This window comes from Mesorhizobium sp. M0037, assembly GCF_040323635.1.
Lineage (GTDB): Bacteria > Pseudomonadota > Alphaproteobacteria > Rhizobiales > Rhizobiaceae > Mesorhizobium.
This window is the reverse complement of record NZ_JAMYVB010000001.1, coordinates 227,473-247,349: the sequence shown is the minus strand read 5'-3', so window position 1 is coordinate 247,349 and position 19,877 is coordinate 227,473. Positions and strand designations below refer to the sequence as shown.

18 protein-coding genes and 3 pseudogenes are annotated in these 19,877 nt (G+C 62.7%); 16 read left to right on the top strand and 5 right to left on the bottom strand.

All coding sequences use genetic code 11. The features are described 5' to 3' along the window. Nucleotides 1-120 precede the first annotated feature (120 nt). The 6 genes and pseudogenes from NKJ78_RS01205 to NKJ78_RS01180 all read left to right on the top strand — a co-directional run. A complete protein-coding gene (locus NKJ78_RS01205; RefSeq protein ID WP_352460092.1) occupies nucleotides 121-1,425 on the top strand; it encodes a M24 family metallopeptidase in 1,305 nt (434 codons plus the stop codon). 340 nt (nucleotides 1,426-1,765) lie between these two features. After that, nucleotides 1,766-2,443, top strand: coding sequence for an isochorismatase family protein (locus NKJ78_RS01200; protein WP_023826099.1), 678 nt, complete (start codon nucleotides 1,766-1,768; stop codon nucleotides 2,441-2,443). Nucleotides 2,444-2,446: 3 nt separating this feature from the next. Then, the gene (locus NKJ78_RS01195) at nucleotides 2,447-3,433 is read left to right on the top strand and encodes an alpha/beta hydrolase (RefSeq protein ID WP_031196895.1); all 987 of its coding nucleotides are present in this window, start codon (nucleotides 2,447-2,449) and stop codon (nucleotides 3,431-3,433) included. Nucleotides 3,434-3,851: 418 nt separating this feature from the next. After that, nucleotides 3,852-5,492: an ABC transporter substrate-binding protein gene (locus NKJ78_RS01190; RefSeq protein WP_352562296.1), complete on the top strand. Its 1,641-nt coding sequence runs from the start codon at nucleotides 3,852-3,854 to the stop codon at nucleotides 5,490-5,492. A 173-nt stretch (nucleotides 5,493-5,665) separates the two neighbouring features. Then, nucleotides 5,666-6,070 carry a hypothetical protein gene (locus NKJ78_RS01185; RefSeq protein ID WP_023698040.1) on the top strand — a complete coding sequence of 135 codons (405 nt, stop codon included), beginning with the start codon at nucleotides 5,666-5,668 and terminating at the stop codon, nucleotides 6,068-6,070. Between the two features lie 66 nt (nucleotides 6,071-6,136). Next, nucleotides 6,137-6,469, top strand: a pseudogene (locus NKJ78_RS01180) (hypothetical protein); the annotation flags it as partial. A 59-nt stretch (nucleotides 6,470-6,528) separates the two neighbouring features. On the opposite strand, the gene NKJ78_RS01175 reads toward NKJ78_RS01180, so the two are convergent. Then, the gene (locus tag NKJ78_RS01175) at nucleotides 6,529-7,398 is read right to left on the bottom strand and encodes a hypothetical protein (RefSeq protein WP_023739281.1); all 870 of its coding nucleotides are present in this window, start codon (nucleotides 7,396-7,398) and stop codon (nucleotides 6,529-6,531) included. Nucleotides 7,399-7,475: 77 nt separating this feature from the next. After that, nucleotides 7,476-8,333: a hypothetical protein gene (locus NKJ78_RS01170; RefSeq protein ID WP_031253510.1), complete on the bottom strand. Its 858-nt coding sequence runs from the start codon at nucleotides 8,331-8,333 to the stop codon at nucleotides 7,476-7,478. Between the two features lie 145 nt (nucleotides 8,334-8,478). Between NKJ78_RS01170 and NKJ78_RS01165 the strand changes: the two genes are divergently transcribed. The 7 genes and pseudogenes from NKJ78_RS01165 to NKJ78_RS01135 all read left to right on the top strand — a co-directional run bounded on the left by NKJ78_RS01165 (nucleotide 8,479) and on the right by NKJ78_RS01135 (nucleotide 14,799). Then, nucleotides 8,479-9,111 carry a DUF4129 domain-containing protein gene (locus tag NKJ78_RS01165; protein WP_023739279.1) on the top strand — a complete coding sequence of 211 codons (633 nt, stop codon included), beginning with the start codon at nucleotides 8,479-8,481 and terminating at the stop codon, nucleotides 9,109-9,111. After that, nucleotides 9,108-10,313: a hypothetical protein gene (locus NKJ78_RS01160; RefSeq protein WP_023739278.1), complete on the top strand. Its 1,206-nt coding sequence runs from the start codon at nucleotides 9,108-9,110 to the stop codon at nucleotides 10,311-10,313. The genes NKJ78_RS01165 and NKJ78_RS01160 overlap by 4 nt, the downstream gene beginning before the upstream one ends. Next, nucleotides 10,300-11,256: pseudogene (locus tag NKJ78_RS01155) on the top strand (AAA family ATPase). The gene NKJ78_RS01160 and the pseudogene NKJ78_RS01155 overlap by 14 nt, the downstream one beginning before the upstream one ends. Then, nucleotides 11,253-12,563 carry a DUF58 domain-containing protein gene (locus NKJ78_RS01150; RefSeq protein WP_023739276.1) on the top strand — a complete coding sequence of 437 codons (1,311 nt, stop codon included), beginning with the start codon at nucleotides 11,253-11,255 and terminating at the stop codon, nucleotides 12,561-12,563. The pseudogene NKJ78_RS01155 and the gene NKJ78_RS01150 overlap by 4 nt, the downstream one beginning before the upstream one ends. After that, nucleotides 12,560-13,579, top strand: coding sequence for a stage II sporulation protein M (locus tag NKJ78_RS01145; RefSeq protein WP_023739275.1), 1,020 nt, complete (start codon nucleotides 12,560-12,562; stop codon nucleotides 13,577-13,579). Before NKJ78_RS01150 ends, NKJ78_RS01145 begins: the two co-directional genes overlap by 4 nt. Beyond that, a complete protein-coding gene (locus NKJ78_RS01140; RefSeq protein ID WP_023739274.1) occupies nucleotides 13,566-14,432 on the top strand; it encodes an RDD family protein in 867 nt (288 codons plus the stop codon). Before NKJ78_RS01145 ends, NKJ78_RS01140 begins: the two co-directional genes overlap by 14 nt. Before the next feature lie 13 nt (nucleotides 14,433-14,445). Further along, nucleotides 14,446-14,799: a hypothetical protein gene (locus NKJ78_RS01135; RefSeq protein ID WP_023702292.1), complete on the top strand. Its 354-nt coding sequence runs from the start codon at nucleotides 14,446-14,448 to the stop codon at nucleotides 14,797-14,799. Nucleotides 14,800-14,806: 7 nt separating this feature from the next. Here the strand turns inward: NKJ78_RS01135 and NKJ78_RS01130 are convergent, their stop codons facing one another. After that, a complete protein-coding gene (locus NKJ78_RS01130) occupies nucleotides 14,807-15,493 on the bottom strand; it encodes a D-lyxose/D-mannose family sugar isomerase (protein ID WP_023694398.1) in 687 nt (228 codons plus the stop codon). Nucleotides 15,494-15,643: 150 nt separating this feature from the next. Here NKJ78_RS01130 and NKJ78_RS01125 point away from each other — a divergent pair, with 150 nt between their 5' ends. The 3 genes and pseudogenes from NKJ78_RS01125 (at nucleotide 15,644) to NKJ78_RS01115 (ending at nucleotide 17,365) form a co-directional block, all read left to right on the top strand. Continuing rightward, nucleotides 15,644-16,702: a D-TA family PLP-dependent enzyme gene (locus tag NKJ78_RS01125; RefSeq protein ID WP_023739273.1), complete on the top strand. Its 1,059-nt coding sequence runs from the start codon at nucleotides 15,644-15,646 to the stop codon at nucleotides 16,700-16,702. A 69-nt stretch (nucleotides 16,703-16,771) separates the two neighbouring features. Then, a pseudogene (locus NKJ78_RS01120) lies at nucleotides 16,772-17,076 on the top strand (type II toxin-antitoxin system RelE/ParE family toxin). Beyond that, nucleotides 17,069-17,365 carry an addiction module antidote protein gene (locus NKJ78_RS01115; protein ID WP_023689645.1) on the top strand — a complete coding sequence of 99 codons (297 nt, stop codon included), beginning with the start codon at nucleotides 17,069-17,071 and terminating at the stop codon, nucleotides 17,363-17,365. Before NKJ78_RS01120 ends, NKJ78_RS01115 begins: the two are co-directional and overlap by 8 nt. Nucleotides 17,366-17,412: 47 nt before the next feature. Here the strand turns inward: NKJ78_RS01115 and NKJ78_RS01110 are convergent, their stop codons facing one another. Both NKJ78_RS01110 and NKJ78_RS01105 read right to left on the bottom strand, forming a co-directional pair. Beyond that, on the bottom strand, nucleotides 17,413-19,044 hold the full coding sequence (locus NKJ78_RS01110) for a tetratricopeptide repeat-containing sulfotransferase family protein (RefSeq protein ID WP_023689644.1): 1,632 nt from the start codon (nucleotides 19,042-19,044) through the stop codon (nucleotides 17,413-17,415). Nucleotides 19,045-19,079: 35 nt separating this feature from the next. Next, nucleotides 19,080-19,751 (bottom strand): outer membrane protein, encoded by a 672-nt coding sequence (locus NKJ78_RS01105; protein WP_023739271.1) that lies wholly within the window; start codon nucleotides 19,749-19,751, stop codon nucleotides 19,080-19,082. Between the last annotated feature and the right edge of the window lie 126 nt (nucleotides 19,752-19,877).

Below are 19,877 nucleotides of genomic sequence, written 5' to 3'. Positions count from 1 at the left end.
TCGCAACATTGCCCTTTGTATCCATGCCCTTCTTGCGGCATTTCGCACGACATCTGCGGATTCCCGCACAGACATTTTTCGGCGCATGGCTATGGTCTAGCCCTTCAGGAGGCGCACCCAATGAGCATCGTCGTTTTCGACCCCGACAGCACCGAGGATGTGGATTTCAAGGACCGCATGCGCCACCCGGTCGCGGCTGACTCCGCCGGCGGCATGTGGCTGTCGGACACCGAGCCGTCCTTCATCGATGCCGACGCGCTGCGCAAGGGTCGGCTGGCGAAACTGCGCGGCTGGATGCGCGAGGCGGGCTATGGGGGCGTCGTTTTGTTCGACCCCTACAACCAGCGCTATGCCACCGGCTCGCGCAACATGTTCGGCTATTTCCTGCGCAACTCGACGCGGTATTTCTTCATCCCGACCGACGGGCCGATCGTGCTGTTCGAATACCCGCAGAGCTACCATGTCTCGATGGTGCTCGACACGATCGACGAGGCGCGCCCGTCCAAGCTGGTATGGTCTTCGGTGTCGGGCCGCGACGACGAAACCGCCGGCCCCTTCGCCGACGAGATCGCCGAGCTTTTGAAGAAACATGGCGGCGGCTCGATGAAGCTCGGGCTCGACCGCTGCAGCCATTTGCAGGCGCTGGCGCTGGAAAAGCGCGGCTGCGAGGTCAAGGATTGCCAGGGCGAGATTTTGGCGGTGCGCGCGGTCAAGACGCCTGAGGAGGTCAAATGCCTGCAGGTGTCGATGGCCGGCGCGGAAGCTGCCGTCTACGCCGTGCGCGAGGCAATCAAGCCCGGCGTATCCGAAAACGATCTGTTCGCCATCATGTATGGCGAGGTGATCCGCCAGGGCGGCGAGTTCATCGAGACGAGGCTCCTCACCTCGGGCCAGCGCACCAATCCGTGGTTCAACGAGGCCAGCGGCCGCAAGATCCGGCCGGGCGAGCTTCTGGCGCTCGATACCGATACGATCGGCTGCTATGGCTATTATTCCGATTTTTCGCGCACCTTCCGCTGCGGGCCGGGCAAGCCGACCGACTATCAGAAATCGCTTTACCGCATGGCACACGACCAGGTTCAGCACAACGTTTCGATCGTCAGGCCGGGCATGGCTTTTCGCGAGATCGCCGAAAAGGCGTGGAAAATCCCGGACCGCTTCGTCGACCAGCGCTATACCTCGGTGATGCACGGCGTCGGCATGCATGGCGAGACGCCGTTCATAGCGCACGCCATGGACTATGAAACCTACGGCCGCGACGGTGTTGTCGTGCCCGGCATGGTGGTGAGCGTGGAAAGCTATATCGGCGAGAAAGGCGGCCGCGAGGGCGTCAAGCTGGAGGACGAGATCCTGATCACCGACACCGGCACCGAGCTTCTGTCGCGCTTTCCCTACGAGGATGAATTTCTGGAGAAGCAGGTTTGATCGCAGCGTCCCTCACTAACGTCAGCGCGGTATCGCAAACCTTCGGGAATAGTCGCGGCAGCTATGCCTTCGTCATCCTAGGGCGAAGCAAGGAGCGCAGCGACGCGGCGCAGACCCTAGGATCCATGCCGGGACTCATCCGCGCCCCAACGGTGCAAGTTCTGCTCCGCCGCACTCTCCGACCAGCGTCACGGCATGGATCCTCGGGTCTCCGCGACGCCGCTGCGCGGCTGCTTCGCCCTGGGATGACGAAGTTCGGAGGACGCCGACCAATCTTCATCGCTTGCGCTGCCCTTGCGAGAAGAACGGCGGCGGCGGTCGCGAACCCAGGCCCGTCCACATGAAAAGCCCCATCTCGATCAAACGCGGCACGGTCGCCGCGGCGTTCATCGACCTCCAGGAAGAGCATCGGCAGGACAAGCGCTATCTGGTCGAAGGTTTTGGCGAGGTGCTTGCCAACGTCCAGCGCCTGCAGGCGGCGGCGCGGCGCAACTTCGTGCCGCTGTATCACTGGGCCTATATCGTCGATACCGCCAAGGCGCGTCCGTTCCATCCGCTCGACGCCGACGGCAAGTCCGCCTTTTCCGACAAGACCGATCCGCTGACGGAGATTTGCCATGAGGTGGCGCCCGCGGCCGGCGAGACGATGCTGGTCAAGACGCAGGCCAGCGCCTTCGGCGCCGGACCTGGCGCAACCGAACTCAAGGCGCGCGGCATCGAATGGCTGATCGTCGCCGGCGTCTGGACCGAGGCCTGCATCGACGCCACCGTGAAGGACGCGGTGGCATCCGGCTTTCGCGTGCTTCTGGTCAAGGATGCCTGCGGCAGCGGCAGTGCCGCCATGCACCAGACCGCCATCCTCAACCTTGCCAACCGGCTCTATGGCGGCGCCGTCACCAACACGATAGACGCGTGCCGGCTGATGGCGGGCGACACCATCGATGCATGGCAGGTCGAAGGCTCGGTACCGCTGCGCTTCACGTTTGAAAACGCCGAACGGCTCTACGGCGAGCTCTGAGAGATGGGCACGGTCCACAAGCTCAAGACCGCCAGGCGGGGGAAATACGCCACCCTGCTCGATCCGGCGCTGTGGGAGTATATCGACCTGGTCAATGACTGGTTCCCGCCAGAAATCGCCGAACTTCCGATCGCCGAGCAAAGGTCGGTCTATGATGCGATGTGCCGCGCCTTCCATCAGGGTTATCCCAAAGGGGTTTCGGCCAGCGGCGGCATCATCGCCGCCGATGCAGGGCACGCCATCCCGATCCGCTACTATCGGATGGCGGGCAAGCCCGTGCGCGCCGTCATCGTCTACTATCATGGCGGCGGCTTTGTGCTTGGCGGGCTCGACAGCCATGACGACATCTGCGCCGAGATCTGCGCCGGCACCGGTTTCGACGTTGTCTCGGCCGACTACCGGTTGGCGCCGGAACATCCCCACCCGGCCGCCTTCGACGACGCGCTGACCGTGTTCGAATGGGCGGCGGTGACAACGGACTTGCCGATCGTGCTCGTCGGCGAAAGCGCCGGCGGCAACCTTGCCGCCGCGGTCGCGCACGCGTCTCGCCGCCACCTGCGCCGGGCGGCCGGCCAGGTGCTGATCTATCCCGGCCTCGGCGGCGACGAGAGTGCCGGCTCCTATGTCGAACATGCCGAGGCACCGTTGCTGACGCTGCGCGACATCGCGTTCTACCGCACCATTCGCGCTGCCCCGGCACAGTCGCCCGACGACCCGACTTTTTCTCCGCTGAAAGACAACGACTTCTCCGGCCTGCCGCCGACTGTCATCATCACTGCCCAGTGCGATCCGCTGTCGTCGGACGGCGAGACCTATCGCGACCGCGTCGTTGCCGCCGGCGGCCGCGCCTGGTGGTATGAGGAGAACCGCCTCGTGCACAGTTTTCTGCGCGCCCGCAAAAATGTTCCGCGCGCCGGCGAGGCGTTCGTGTGCACGCTTGCAGCCATCGCCGCCGTCGCCGTGCTCGGCAAGAACGACTGGCCGTATTGAGGCGGCGAAGCGCTGATCTCCCCCTCGTGGGGGTTGAGGAGTGGTCCGCGTAGCGGATGGAAAGCCAATTGCTTGGCTTTCCGAACGACGAAAGCCGGCAGGCCAGGGGGGGCGCGAAGGATCGCGGCCCTTCAATATCCTAAATCAACGCAACGATTATCTGCGATGATACTTCAGTCGGCAGACGGGATGGCGGGACAGCGCCCCCCTCTGTCCTGCCGGACATCTCCCCCACAACAAGGGGGGAGATTGGCCATCTACCACTGCGGAGCAGTGCACAAGAATTGCGGAAAAGCGAACATTTCCCGGTGTCGGCCCGCTTTATCATCACCTGCTCAGGCAACGGCGCCTCGGCGATCGCATCCGCCCCCAGCGGAAGCGGACCGTCGGGGCGCCCGACAAAAAAAAGGGAACGACGATGAAATTCATGCTGACCGACCGTAATTTGCACCCGCAGGCGAAGCCCGTTGCCGATGATTTCAGGACAGGCGGCGTCAACCGGCGCGAATATCTCGCCATCATGGCCGGCTTTGGCGTCAGTGCTGCCGGCGCGCTGGCGCTGGGCGGCCTCAGCGCGTCACCTGCCCGGGCCGAAGAGCCGAAGCGCGGCGGCACCTTGCGCGTCGCCATGAACGTCAAGGGTTTCAAGGATCCGCGCACCTTCGACGGTGTCGAGATGTCCAATGTGGCGCGCCATTGCAACGAATATCTGGTGCGCTGGAACCGCGACTTCACCTTCGAGCCGTGGCTGCTCGAAAGCTGGGAAACCAGCGACGACGCCAGGACGCTGACGCTGCATGTGCGCAAGGGCATCGCCTGGTCGAATGGCGACACCTTCAACGCCGACGACGTCATCCACAATCTCACCCGCTGGTGCGATGCTTCCGTCGCCGGCAACTCGGTCGCCGCGCGCATGGGTGCGCTGGTCAATGCCGACACCAAGAAACCGGTCGACGGCGGCATCGAGAAGGTCGACGACTTCACCGTCAAACTCAATCTGCCGAAGCCCGACATTTCCCTGATCGCCGGTATGGCCGACTATCCCGCGCTGATCATGCACCGCTCCTATGAGGGCGGCGACGACCCGATGAAGGCGCTGGCGATCACCACCGGCCCTTGCGAACTGGTCAGCTGTAATGCCGAGACCAGTGCGGAGGTGAAGCGCAAGGACAAGCCCTGGTGGAAGGGCGACTTCTACCTCGACGGCATCAAATGGGTCGATTACGGCTCCGACCCCAACGCCATGCTGTCGGCGTTCGAATCCGGCGAAATCGACACCGACCACGAGACCGCGTCCGACGCCGTGTCGCAGACCGAGCAGATGGGCTTGTTGAATTCCGAGATCGCCACCGGCTCGACCATCGTTGCCCGTTTCAATGTCGGCAACGCACCCTATGACGACGTCAGGGTGCGCCGCGCCGCCCAGCTTGCCGTCGACAATTCCGCCGTGCTGGCGCTCGGCCTCGGCGGTCGCGGCAAGCCGGCCGACAACCACCATGTCGGCCCGATGCACCCGGAATTTGCCGATATCGGCCCGGCCAAGCGCGACATGGATCAGGCCAAGAAACTGCTCACTGAAGCCGGCAAGGCCGACCACGAATTCGAGCTGATCTCGGTCGACATCGAATGGCAAAAGAGCACCGGCGACGCGATCGCCGCGCAGATGCGCGAGGCCGGCCTGAAGATGAAGCGCACCGTGCTGCCGGCCGCGACCTTCTGGAACGACTGGAGCAAATACCCCTTCTCCACAACCGAATGGCTGGGCCGCCCGCTCGGCGTCCACGTGCTGGCGCTCGCCTACAAATCGGGCGCCGCCTGGAACGAAAGTGCTTACGCCAGCAAAGAGTTCGACGAACTCCTCGACAAGGCGCTGGCAACGCCGGACGCCGCCCAGCGCAAGGAGATCATGGCCAGGATCGAGCAGAATTTGCGCGATTCCGGCATCATCATCCAGCCCTACTGGCGCTCGGTCTACCGCACCTACCGCAAGGGCGTGCAAGGCTGCGAACAGCACCAGTCGCTGGAACAGCATTTTGAGAAGGTGTGGCTGGAGGGGTGATCGTTCGGGGACGCCGCATACCGGCTGGCACCTGAGCGGTATGTCGCTCAGGTAAATACCTGCAGCGCACTCCGAGCATTTACGACGGTGTTTGTCTTGACGCGGCGATCGTGGATCGGTCTGGTGTGTCGACGAGGCGCCGCTGTGGGCTCGCGTCATTCCGGAGAATACACATGCGCGCCCGTTGGGCTTTCATTCTTGCACCCATTATTCCGGCGATCCTGCCCGGCTACAATTGGCATGCGAACCACCCTGAGACGGGGCCGTTGTCGGGCTTCATCTTCGTAACCCTTGTTTTCTATGTTGTGGAGGCGGTGGTAGGAATTCCGGCCTTCTATGTCCTCACCCGACGGCGCTGGCAGTTTTTTTGGGTATACGTCGTCGTTGGCTTTCTGGCAGTTTTTGTTCCAGCGTTTGTCTTCGGCCTCATTAAGTGGAGTCCTCCATTGGGAATCGGCGGAGTTCTCTATGCATGCTCCTTCATAGGGATACTCGGTGGCGCTACAGGGCTGATCTTCTGGCTTTTGGTGCGCCCAGACAAGGACCCTGTCGAACAGATTGCTTCGCACTTTACCTAGGTCAGCACCCCAAGATTGAGTTCAAGGCCTGATACACTTTGGCCGCGATATTTTGCACGAGAACGCATGGACCACTTCGACCTCGGCACCTATCGCCGTCCAATCTCCACCGCCTCGGCCGAGACGCAGCGCTGGTTCGATATCGGGCTGAACTGGTGCTACGGCTTCAACCATGAGGAAGGCATAAAGTGCTTCGAAAAGGCGCTGGAGACAGATCCTGATTGCGCATTCGTGCATTGGGGCATCGCCTATGCCGCCGGGCCTTTTTACAACCTCACCTGGAAGGAGCACGGCAAGGACGAGGCTAACCGTGCGGCCAAACGCTGCTTCGACCATGTCCAGCTCGCGCGGGATGTGGCGATCACCTCGTCGTGCCTGTGTCGGACGAGCGCGGAGGCGGGGCCAAGCTGTTGTCACTGAAATCCCCGCCGCCCGACCAGCCGAGTCGGCTTCGCCTTCTAAGAGAAAATCTCCGCCAGTTCGTCTACGCTGGTGCCTTCCCTAACCTGGCGAAGTTCAACATAGGCGACCGCAATGGCCACCGATGCCACCGTGGACACGACCGTCGCGATAAGGACGCTTCCGATAGCGCCGAAAATCAGGGCGACCGTCGAGAGGCCGCTGAAGAAAGCGAAAATCAGGCCGATCAGCAAGGCAAACATCATCTGGAAGGCAAGCGCCGCCAAAAACAGGATCAGAAAGACACCGAACATCGGCCAGCGGCTGCCCTTTGTCAGAGCACGGCTGCGCGACATCGCGCCAAACATGCCAAGCCGCTCCTGCATCAGCACCGGCACGGAAACCGATATGCCGAGCAGCCACCTGATGCCGGCAACGAGCAACACCACGAAGGCAATGATCGCTCCGAAGATCGGCACCAACATTCCGGCGATGCCCATCACGATGAGGCCAAGGATCATGGCCAAAAAGACAATCAGCCCCACCCCCAGCGTCGGGAATATGCTGCGCAAGGCTATCTGGATGCAGTCGCCGATCGCCGGGCGCTTGCCGTTCAGGTCCTCTATCGTCGCTTGCACCAGCGAGGACTGGAACAACAGCGCGCAAACGAAATAGATCAGGCTTAAAACGAGCGATAAGAACGAGCTGCTCATAATGACCCACTTCGCGCCGAGTGGAGGTGTGGCGATGTAGCCGTTGGGGCCGCCATTCCAGTGGTTCGACAGATTGAGCGCAACTGCTGGGAGGACCAGGAAAAGCGCCGCCAAAGCAATCATCAGACCGGGATTGCGGTCGATCACGGCGAAGGTGTTGTTGAAAACCCTGCCGATCTGGAACTTCTCAAGCCGCGCCGACGCCGTCGATGCCACGATTACCCCTTCCGGCCCGAGCTAGATCCCGGCCAATCGCGCCAACATGACTGGCTGTTCTCGGGCCAAAACCTTCGTTACGAGAAGATCTCCGCCAGTTCGTCGACGCTGGTGCCTTCCCTGACCTGGCGCAGCTCGACATAGGTGACGGCAATCGCCACCGAAATCACCGCCGAAACGATTGTCGACAGCAGGCTGCTTCCGATGGCAGCGGCGATGAGACCGGTCGTGCTGATCCCGCCGCTCGCAATAGCAGCCTGAAACAGCAAGGTGAAAACCACTTGTAGCCCTATCGCAACAATGCCGAGGACCAGAAACAGCGCGAATATCCGCCAGCGGCTTCCCTTCGTCAGCGCCCTGCTTCGCGAAATCGAGGCGAAGACGCCAGGCCTTTCCTGAACTGCGACGGGCACAGCCACCGATATGCTGATCAGCCACATGGCTATGGGGATGAGCGACAGAAGTGCAATCACACCGCCGACGATGGGGATGGCCATGGTGATGACCGTTAATATCATCGCCACCAGAAACATTGCCACGATGATCACAAGACCAATTCCGAGCGTGGGGAGGAAGCTGCGCAAGGCTATCTGAATGCAATCGCCAATCGACGGGCGCTTGCCGTTCAAATCTTCGATTGTCGCTCGTACCAGCGCCGCCTGCGCCAGAAAGGCCAAGATCAGGAGCACCAGGCCGGCAATCATCGAAACGGCACCATAGCCCGCCATCGCCGATTGCTCGAAGCTCGCCCCAGGTACTGCTATCTTTGCAATCTGTCTAAAGCTCCAGATGTTGTACAGCAGCGCAGGCAGCGTCGAAAAAAGGCCGACGATGGCGGCAAGTGGGACGAAGCTTCGTCCGATTACCGAAAACGTATTGCTGAAAGCCCTGCCGATGCTGAACCGTTCCGGCCGCTCGCTCGCGATTGACGTCATGTTACATTCCCCCCGACTAATGGATACCCGAAATCAGAAAGTATAAATCACCGATATTGATACTTGCGGTTGCCGCCGCTTGCAATTGCCTTGGCGTATTGTCAGTGTCGGCCCGCGAACCGCAGGTTGCAGGGGGGGCGAAAAGGTGACTGCTGCACAGCCGGACGCTGCGCAAGCCGAATGGCTGGCCAAACTGCACAAGCAGTTGCTGTCAGAGGATTCGATCCAGTTCGACCTGCCGGCCTACAGACCACCCGAGACACCCGAGTGGCTGAGACCGCTGGGCGAGTTCCTGAAATCGCTCGGCCCGTACATGATCTACCTGTTCTGGGGCGCGGTGATCACAGGTGCCGCGATCATTCTGCTGCTGATTGTCCTTGAAGTGAAAGGCGTCGCCTGGCGCCTGCCCTGGTGGCGCAAAAAGAGCGTGACCGAGGCGGAAGCGACATGGCACCCCGACGTTGGCGCCGCGCAGGTCCTGCTGTCGGAAGCCGATGCGCTGGCCGCCCGGGGCGAGTATGACGAGGCGGTGCATCTCCTGCTTCGCCGCAGCGTTGCCGACATTGCCGGCCGCCTGCCCGACTTCCTGCGCCCGTCGCTGACCGCGCGCGATATCGCGGGAGCGGCGTCGCTGCCAACGCGGGCGCGTGGCGCCTTTACCCAGATCGCGCGCATCGTCGAGGCCGCTCTGTTCGCGCGCCGGCCGGTCGGGCCCGAGGGCTGGCAGGAGGCGCGCAGCGCCTATGAGCGATTCGTCTTCAGGGATGCCTGGACGTGAGTGACGCGACAGCCGACATCGCCCAGCAGGAACCGTTCAGCCGCAGGACGCTGTTCTGGGGCATTTTCGCCAGCCTGCTCGCGGCCGCAGGCTTCTTCCTGTTGTCCACCTATGCGCCCGACTTTCGCCAGCCGAGCGTCGGTGGCGCAACGCCGCTGTCGAAGAGCGGCATCGGCTATGCCGGTCTGGCGCAATGGCTGAAGCTGACCGGCGAAGCGCCCGACATGGCGCGGTCCGACAGCGATCTCGAGACCGAGATGCTGCTGATCGTCACCATTTCGCCCGACAGCGACCCGGATGCGCTCGCCAACATCATCAAGCTTCGCAAGGGCCTGGATACGCTGTTCGTTCTGCCCAAATGGGCGACCTTGCCGCTGTTCCAGCATGAGGGCTGGGAGATGAAGATCCAGCGGCTGCCGGATGTGATGGTCAACGACTGGCTCGGCCGCATCGCCAAGGCGACGCTCGGCGAAGGTGAGACCATGGCCAAGCAACTCGACGTCGCAGGGCAAATGGTCAGCGTTCCCGGCCAGCTGCAATGGGTGGCCGACGAACACCCGCTGATTGCCGCCGGCAACGGTAAGGCCGTGCTGACCGAGGTTGAAGACGAGCGGTTCTACATTCTGACGGACCCCGATCTCATCAATAACGCCGGCTTGAAAGATCCCGACAAGGCGGCGGCGGCGCTCAAGCTGATCGAGCTCCTGCAGCCCGAAGAGGGTGCCGTCATGTTCGACCTGACGCTGCATGGCGTCGGGCGAAAATACGATCTCGCCAAGCTTCTGGTCGAGCCGCCCTTCCTGGCGCTGACGCTGACCATCCTGGCGGCGGCGGCACTTGCCTTCCTGCATGGCCTTGGCCGGTTCGGGCCGCCGCGGGCCGATCAGCGCGCCATCGCCTTCGGCAAGCGCGCGCTGGTCGATACCACGGCGATGCTGTTGCGCCGCGCTGGCCGGCTGGAGGAACTGGGCGACCGCTATGGAGCACTGGCACGCGTGCGCGCCGGCGCGCTGCTCGGCGCGCCGCACGGTTTGCAGGGCGAAGCGCTCGACCGCTGGCTCGATTCCCGCGACAAGGACGAAGCCGGCGGTTTCACGACCCGCCTGCAAGCTGCGAACGCGGCAAAGACCCTGACACAAATGCATGATGCAGCCGAAAAGCTGCACGACTGGACGGCAAGGAGGCTCGGTGAACGTCGATGATGTGAAGGCCCTGGCGACACAGATCAGGGAAGAGGTGGCCAAGGCCATCACCGGGCAACACGATACGGTCGATCTGATGCTGACGGCATAGTTCGCCGGCGGGCATATATTGCTCGAAGGACCGCCGGGCACGGCCAAGACGATGACGGCGCGCTGCTTTGCCCAGGCGCTGGGGGTCGCCTATGGCCGTATCCAGTTCACGCCCGACCTGATGCCCGGCGATATCGTCGGTTCCAACATCTACAATTTCCAGACCGGGCAATTCACGCTGACGCGCGGCCCGATCTTCTGCGACCTTTTGCTCGCCGACGAAATCAACCGCACGCCGCCCAAGACCCAGGCCGCCCTTTTGGAGGCGATGCAGGAACATGCCGTCACCTTCGACGGCACCACCCATGCGCTCGGCCAGAATTTCATGGTGGTGGCGACGCAGAACCCGATCGAGCATCAGGGCGTCTATCCCCTGCCCGAGGCCCAGCTCGACCGTTTCCTGTTCAAGCACCGGGTGAGCTACCCCGGCCCGCAAGAGGAAAAGGCGATCATCATCCATCATGGCGGCGGCACCGCCTCGCACGATATCAAGCAATACGGCATCACCGCCCAGGCCGACCGCAAGACGCTGGAAAAGGCGTTGGCGACCGTCGGCGAGGTCACGATTGTCGACGACGTCGTGGACTATATCGCAAGGCTGGTGCGGGCCACGCGCGCCAGCCCCGATCTGGAAGTCGGTGCCAGCCCGCGTGCGGGCGCCATGCTGGCGAGAGCCGCACGCGCCCGGGCAGCGCTCGACGGGCGCGCCTATGTCATCCCCGACGACGTCAAGGCGCTTGCGGTGCCGGCGCTGCGCCATCGCGTGATCCTGTCGCCGGCGGCGCAGATCGACGGCCGCCTGGTCGAGCAGATCGTCACCGACTTGGTCGACCAGACGGAAGCGCCACGTTGATCTATCCGAGCGGCCGGGCAGTCTGGGCAGGTGCGGCAGGTGCAATACCGGCCTTCCTGATCGCGCTCGCGCTGCCGTCGCTGTGGTATCTCGGCCTGTTGTGGATCTGCGCGCTGCTTGCTTTCCTGGCCGTGGACGCCGCCGCCGGGCGCGGACGCGCTTCCCTGGATGCCAGCATCCATGCCCCGCCGCAAGTCAGCGTCGGCGGCCAGTTCACCGTCCATGTCACTGCCGGGCTCAGCAGACGGTCGCGCGCGGTGCAGGCGCGCCTCGGCCATGACGAGCGGCTGGCCCCGCTGGGCGGCACCGGCGGCGCGTTGACCGCCGAGGCCGGCAGCGCATCGCTCGATCTCAAATTTCAGGCGCTGCGGCGCGGCATTGCCAGGTTCGATCGCCTGTGGGTGCGCTGGCGCGGGCCGTTCGGGCTGGTCTGGAACCAGGTCGTGCTGCCGATGGACGGCAAGGTGGCGGTGCTGCCCAACGTCAGCAGCGCCCGCGACGAGGCGATCACGCTTCTGCAGCGCCAGGCGCTGCCCGATGGCCATGCGCAGCGCCGCGCCGGCCAGGGCCGCGAATTCGAGGCGCTCAAGGACTACCAGCCCGGCATGGGCCGGCGCATGATCGACTGGAAGCGCAGCGCCCGCCACGGCAGGCTTCTGGCGCGCGAATTCCGTATCGAGGAGAACAACAACATCGTGCTGGCCATCGATAGCGGCCGGCTGATGTGCGAGCCCGTCGACGGCGTGCCGAAGGTCGACCGCGCCGTCACCGCAGCCTTGCTGTCGGCGTTCATTGCGCTGAAGGGCGGCGACATGGTCTCCCTGTTCGGCTTCGACGCGCGGCCGCGCGTTTCCAGCGGCGCCGTGCGCGGCTCCGCCAGCTTCGCCATGATCCAGAAGCGGGCGGCGGAAATCGACTATTCCACCGAAGAGACCAATTTCACCCTTGCCCTGACGACCCTTGCAGCAAAGCTCGACCGACGCTCGCTGGTGATCATCTTCACCGACTTCGTCGATCCGATCAGCGCCGAACTGATGCTGCGCACAGTAGGCCGGCTCACCGAACGCCATCTGGTGCTGTTCATGATGATGAAGGATGTCGAGCTGGAGACCTTGGCCGACATGCCGCCGGACACACCAGAGGATGTGGCGCGCTCCGTCGTCGCCGGCGGGCTGCTGCGCGAAAGGCAGGTCGTCATCGGCAGGCTCAGGCTGCTCGGCGCGCATGTCATCGAAGCCGACCATCAGAGGCTCGGACCGGCGCTGGTCGAGCGCTATCTCGAGCTGAAGCGAGAGGATCTGTTGTGAACGCGCTGGTCGGCAAGGATGCGGTGCGCCAGTCGCTGGCGAGCTTCCGTTCGGAGCGCGAGGCCGACTGGAAGGCGTTCGAGGCGCTGCTTGCCCGGGTCGAGAAACGTGCGCCACGCACGCTGTCGGAAGACGAACTGCTGTCGCTGCCACTGCTCTACCGCTCGGCGCTGTCCTCGCTTTCGGTGGCGCGGGCGACGTCGCTCGACAATGCGCTGGTCAGCTATCTCGAAGCGCTTTGCCTGCGCGGCTACTTCTACCTCTATGGCGCACGTCGCGGCCTGCGGCAGCGCATCGGCGACTTCTTCCTGCATGACTGGCCACACGCCATTCGCGATTTGTGGCGCGAGACCTTGCTGTCGGTCGTCCTGACCTTTGTCGGCGCCGGCGCCGGCTACTGGCTGGTGGCCAAAGACAAGGGCTGGTTCGACGCCATCATTCCGCCGAGCCTGGCCGGCGGGCGCAACCCGGATGCCTCGGCCGAAGTGCTGCGGCAGGTGCTTTATGACGGCACCGAGAATAATTTCCTGTCGGGCTTCGCCGCCTATCTGTTCACGCACAATGTCCAGGTGGCGATCCTGGCCTTCGCGCTGGGCTTTGCCTTCGCGGTGCCGAGCGTGCTCTTGATCCTGATGAATGGCTGCCTGCTTGGCGCGATGTTCCAGATCTACGTCGCCAAGGAGCTCGGCCTGGAGTTGGGCGGATGGCTGTCCATCCATGGCACCACCGAGATCTTCGCGATCGCCTTGGCGGGCGCCGCCGGCATGCGCATCGGCACGCGCATCGCCTTCCCCGGCGAACTGACGCGGATGACGGCTGCTGCCGATGCCGGGCGCGTGGCCGCCACCACCATGGTCGGCGTGACGATCATGCTTTTGTTTGCCGGCCTGCTCGAAGGCATCGGTCGGCAGGTGATCACCAGCGACGTGACACGCTACGCCATTGGCGGCGGCATGCTGACGCTGTGGCTTTGCTATTTCTATGTGTTCAGGGTGGTGCGGCATGGCGACCGCTAGGCGTGCTGCCGTCTCGACCATACGGCCGCTGATCACGCCGGAAGGGGTCGGTCTCCGGATCAAGCTCGCCGATGCCGGCACTCGCGCCGCCGCCTTCCTGCTCGACTTTGTCATCATCATCGTCACGGCGATCGTGATCTCGATCATTGCACTGTTCGGGCTGGCCGGCCTCAAAGGCGAAGGCGCGCAGCCGCTGTTCATCGTCTGGATCATCCTGATCTTCTTCCTGCGCAACGCCTATTTCATCGTCTTCGAAGCCGGCCGCCGCGCCGCCACGCCCGGCAAACGGATGCTCGGCATCCGGGTGGCGTCGCGCAGCGGCGCCGGCCTGTCAGTCGATCAGGTCATTGCCCGCAATCTGATGCGCGAGATCGAGATATTCCTGCCGCTGTCGATCATCCTTGGCCGCAGCGAGATGGGGCTCGCCGACACGCTGTCGACGATCTTCGGAATGGTGTGGACGCTGTTGTTTGCGCTCTTCCCGCTGTTCAACCGCGACCGCATGCGCATCGGCGACCTGTTGGCCGGAACCTGGGTGGTCGAGGCGCCCAAACTGGCGCTGGTCGAAGACCTGTCGCAACGCCAGGACACCACTACCCGCGCCTTCCGCTTCACCCAGGCGCAGCTCGATGCCTATGGCATCGCCGAACTGCACAAGCTGGAAGAGGTGCTGCGCCGCGACGACTATTTCGCACTGAAAGCCGTGGCCGAGACGATCGGGCGCAAGATCGGCATGATGGTCGAGCCGGTCGATTCCAGGGCCTTCCTCACCGCCTATTATGGCGAGCTGCGGGCACAGCTTGAGCGCAAGCTTCTGCTGGGGACGCGTAAGGCGGATAAGTACCAGCGGTAGATCGGAGTTCGGGATGCCGGCTCAAGTTAGCGAAGCGGAAAAAGCCAGAATAGAACGCGCCATTCAGGCGGCAGTCTCCGGATCCTGGAAGGAATTTGCAGAACTCACCGACGAACCGTTTCCAAACGATGCATCGATGAGGGAGCAATTCGGAGATACTTCTTCCCGACTTCAGCAAGCCGACGGAAATTGGGAAATGACCTCAGGCATAGGTATCGTGCCTGACGGCAGCGCGCGCCTGATCACAGTCTTGATCAAGGCGCCGCCCACCGTGGATATTGTCCTGACGCTGCACAGCACGAGCGATCGGGATGACAGCACGATCAGCATCTGGACGTTCTTTCAGCAGGTGAATTGGGGCGATTAGGCCTCGCCTACCCCACCCACTTCTCATAGTCGGACACCAAAAGGTGCACCGGCGCGACATCCTCGTCGATGTTGGAGAAGCGGCCGATCGGCTCGCGGAAGACGTTGTCGGTGAGATCGTCATTGACGGTCGAGACCTCGCCGATCAGCACATCCTTGCCCTCGGCCCAGAAGGCGTGCCAGACGCCGGGCAGCAGCGTCACGCTCTGGCCCGGGTCGAGCTTCAGGAGCCCGCCTGCCGGCAGCCTGTGGATGGTGCCGTCGACCGGCACCGTCACTTCGGCCTTCGGATCGATGCCGCCGTCGCGATCGTGCATGAACAGTTCAAGCACGAGCTTACCGCCGCCGCGGTTGATGATGTCCTCGGCCTTGATGTTGTGGCGGTGCATCGGCGACAGCTGATCCTTGCGCGAGATCATGATCTTCTCGGCGTAAAGCATGCCCATGCCCTTCTTCATGTCGGCATAGACGCCGTTGCGAACGGTGAACAGGAACAGGCCGAGTTCGTCGAATTTTTCCTGGCCGTAATCGGTGATGTCCCAACCGAGCCGCGAGGTGAAAATGGCGGCGGAGTCGGCCTTGCGCGCCTTCATCTCTTCCGGGCTCCAGTAGGCGAAGGGCGGCATGATGTAGCCGAACGAGCGGATGAAGGCGTCTGCATCGCGGATGATGTCGTTGACGGTGGAGCGTTTCATGATCGTGATCCCTTCGCGTCGCGTTCCCTGGAGTTATCTGAAGCGCATAGCCGAACAGCGCTGCGGTGTCGACGCAAACTGCGTGCTGGCCCCATGACATCCGTGCGGATCGGGGCCATAAGTCAGCCAGATTTCCCAGGGTGATATTTCATGCAAGGCATAGACGACCTCGACACGCCGGCGATCCTCATCGACGCAGCCCGCGCCGAAGCCAACATCACACGAGCGCAGGCGCATGCCGACCGCCACGGGCTGAAACTCAGGCCGCACATCAAGACGCACAAGCTGCCTTATTGGGCGAAGAAGCAGGTGGCGGCCGGCGCGGTCGGCATCACCTGCCAGAAGATCGGCGAAGCCGAGGTGATGGCCGATGCCGGGCTGACCGATATTTTCCTGCCCTACAACATCCTTGGCCGCGCCAAGCTGGAGCGGCTCAAGGCCCTGCATGGCCGTGTGACACTGTCAGTGACGGCCGACAGCCTCGAAACGCTGGAGGGGCTCGCCGCCACCTTCACCGATGCAGGGCACCCCCTGCCCGTCCTGGTCGAATGCGACACCGGCATGGGCCGTTGTGGTGTGCAAAGCGCCGCCGAGGCGCTGGCACTGGCGAAGTTGATCGACCAAGCCAAGGGGCTCACCTTCGGCGGGCTGATGACCTACCCCGCGGCCGGCCGCGCCGCCGAGGCTGAATCGTGGCTGGCCGGCGCCAAACAAACGCTCGCGGCATCGGGCCTCGCCTGTGAACGCATCTCCAGCGGCGGCACGCCTGACATGTGGCGCTCGGGCGAGGACAGCGTGGTGACCGAATACCGCCCCGGCACCTACATCTACCTCGACCGCTACCAGGTCGCCAAAGGCGTCGGCACGCTCGACGATTGTGCGCTGACGGTGCTCGCCACCGTGGTCAGCCATCCGACGCCGGCCCGCGCCATCCTGGACAGCGGCAGCAAGGCGCTGTCCAGCGACACGCTGGGGCTCGCCGATTTTGGCGAGCTGCTCGGCATGCCCGGCGCCCGCGTCACCAGCTTGAGCGAGGAACATGGCACGGTCACGCTTGGAAATGGTGCGAAGCTTCGCATTGGCGAGCGCGTGCGCGTGGTGCCTGATCATTGCTGCGTGGTGACCAACCTGTTCGACCAGGTGCATCTGATCGACGGTGACAAGGTGCTGGAAACGCTGAAGGTGGAAGCGCGTGGGCGGATGGAGTGAGGCTTTTCGTTTTGGAGGCTCGCCCTATTTCGACATTGACGAATTGTAATTTATAACTTACTAGTCCCCATGGCAATCCTGAAGCAGACAGCCACCTTTCGGAGGTGGCACCAAAAGCTGAAAGACGGAAGAGCCAAGGCGGCAATTGCCGTTCGGCTGCAACGTTTGATTGTAGGAAATCCCGGCGACGTGGCCCCAGTGGGTGAAGGCATCAGTGAATTGCGCATTCACTATGGGCCCGGCTATCGCGTTTATTTCACAAGCGCGGTGAAACGGTCATCCTGCTCCTGTGCGGCGGGGATAAAAGTTCACAAGAAACCGACATACGGACAGCAAAGCGCCTGGCCGTAGAATGGAGTGACGACAATGGTTGAAAAAATCTATGATTTCGATCCCGCCGAAATGCTCGATTCCGATACGGCAATCGAGGCGTTTCTGGCAGAGGCAATGGAAACCGGAGACGCCAAATTCGTCGCGTCCGCCCTCGGTGTCGTTGCCCGCGCCAAGGGGATGAGCAACATTGCCAGAAAGACCGGCTTGGCTCGCGAGCATCTTTATACCTCGCTCAGCGAAAACGGTAATCCTACGCTGGAAACCACACTGGCGGTCATGAAAGCATTCGGCTTTAATTTGGCCCCAAAGCACGGTGCAACTCAGGTCTAATCTACGCCAGCGCGCGTCGAGCGCGAGGTTGTTCGGGCCAACTGAAATCAGGACTGATAAACCGGACCCAGCGCCGCCTTCAGCGGATCCAGCGCGTCGCCATACAGCTTCCAGCGCTCGACCGAGGATGAATAGATCGGCTGGCGCACCTGCCAGCGGCTCGGCGTCCGCACGGTGCGCTCGGTTTCGTTGAAACGCAAGCAGGCATCGTCCCACTCGATGCCGAGGAATCCGATCAATCCGCGGGCGCGATTTTCGAAATCGGCGACCGTTTCTTCGTAGGGCATGTCGTGGATATCCAGCGGGATGACCTTGGCCCAATGGCGCATCAGGCGCTCATACTGCCGGTAATACTGCCCAAGCTTGGTCAGATCGGCGTTGTAGCCGTGCGCCTCGGAAAAATTATGCATGAAACAGGACGCGCAATTGTCCATCGGGTCACGCCGGCAATGGATGATGCGGGCATTCGGCAAGATCAGGCTGATGAAGGCCAGCAGCTCGAAATTATGCGGCATCTTGTCGACGACAAGCCGCGCCGTGTTGTTGCGCTTTTTGAGAGCGTCGAGATATTTCGATCCAAGCTCCTTGGCCTTGGCCGCAGTGAGCGCCGCCATGGCCTCGGTGAAAATGGCTGGGTCGAGCTTGTCGAACCCAAGTTCGCCGGCAAGTGAACGAATGGTCGACAACTCGCCGGCGCCATGGATATCGCGATGGCTGGCGCATATCTGCTCGGTCAGCGTCGTTCCCGACCGTGGCATGCCGACGATGAAGACCGGGCGTCTGGATGGATTTCCCAAATTGGCTCGCGCCTCGAAGAAGCCGGCGTCGAAGGTGTCGATGAAGCTGTCGTAAAGCTGGGTGTGCCGGTCGATGTCGAAGTCATTGCCGGAAATCGCCTTGGCCCTCGCGAAATGGCGGATGGCCGGGCCATAATCGCGCTGATCATTGAGCATCTTGCCGGCGGCGTGGTGCAGCACTACCCGCTCGCGATCGGTGGTTGTCGGCAATTCCAGGCGTTTCAGCACCAAAGGCAACGTCGGATCGTCCTTGACCGCCCGGCGCGCAAGCGCCATTCCAGCCAGCGCCTCGACATGGCCCGGGTCGATGGCAAGGGCCTTGCTGAAGCATTCGACCGCCTCGGCCGGCCGGCCAATGTCGGTGAGCAAATCGCCCATACCGGCAAGTGCCATCACCGACTGGCCGTCGATAGCCAGCGCCTGGCGATAGAACCCTTCGGCAATGTCGCCCTCGAGCTGGCTGCGGTAGGAGCGGCCGAGATTGCACAGCGCTTCGATGAGCCCTCCGTCGAGCTCGATCGCCTTTCTCAGATGTCTGCGCGCCTTGTCGACGTTGCCGGTGACATTGTAGGCATTGCCGAGATTGTTGCGGAAGATGGCGTTGTCCGGTTCGAGCTTGACCGCCCTTTCCATATAGGCAATGGCGGCGTCATGATGCTCGGCCTCGATGGCGAGCGTGCCCATCAGGTTCAGCGCCATGGCATTTTTGGGCTGCGTGCGAAGCACCGTCTGGTAGCAGAACTCGGCCTCGCGAAAACGCTTGCGCCGTTGCAGGTCGATGCCGCGCTGCAATGTCTTTTCCGCCGGCTCACCGGCGGTCGGCAGCGAGGCTGGGATCATTGCCGGCAGGCCCAGGGGTTGCCGGCGTGGCAAGAGCGGCATCCGTCAAATCCCGGTCGCGGCCTGCGACGAACCAATCAGAACTTCAGGGTAACGCCAAGCTGGAGATTGTGGGAGTACAATTTGGCGTTCTCGTATGTGCCGCCGCCATCATTGTCGTCTAGATCCACGCTTGTCACGGCCTTAAAGCGGTAACCGAAATCGAGGTCGACATTCTGCGTTACCGCGTAGGTAACACCGGCGCCCACCTGGCCGGCGAAACCCCAGCCGCCAGGCCCGTATCCAAAGGCGTGGCCATCAAAGTGAGTATCGGCGGTAACATAGGCCGCGCCGAGACCGCCGCCGACATAGAGTTTGGCATCACCAAAATGCGCAACATCGGCCCAGACGTTGGCGAGAAGATAGGTGGCCGACAGATTGCCGGAAGCCGGATAGTTGCCGACGCCCGTGTAGCTGTATTCGCTTGCCTTGTAGCGCGCGTAGGACAGTTCGCCTTCGACACGAAACACATCGTTGATGCGCCGACCGACAGCGCCGCCGATTACGAACCCGGTATCAAGATCGACTGAATACCCAGTACCATTGTAGTCCGTTTTCACATGGTTCGGGAAACTGGCGCCGCCGAAGAGCGTGACGTACCAGAGATCCTCTGCCCTCGGAACGTCGACGATCGCGTCGGCGGCGTACGCCGAACTCCAGCCAAGCGCCAATGCAAATGTCGAGACGCCAGCCAACAAGCGCAGTTTCATCGCCGATTCCCTCGCTACAACTAGTGACTGGTATCACTCTTGCTTCGCGGCCGAGCTGTCAAGAAAGCAAACGAGATCAAGGAGCCAAGCGAAGTCGGGAACAATCTTTTGAGAATTCTTGTTGCT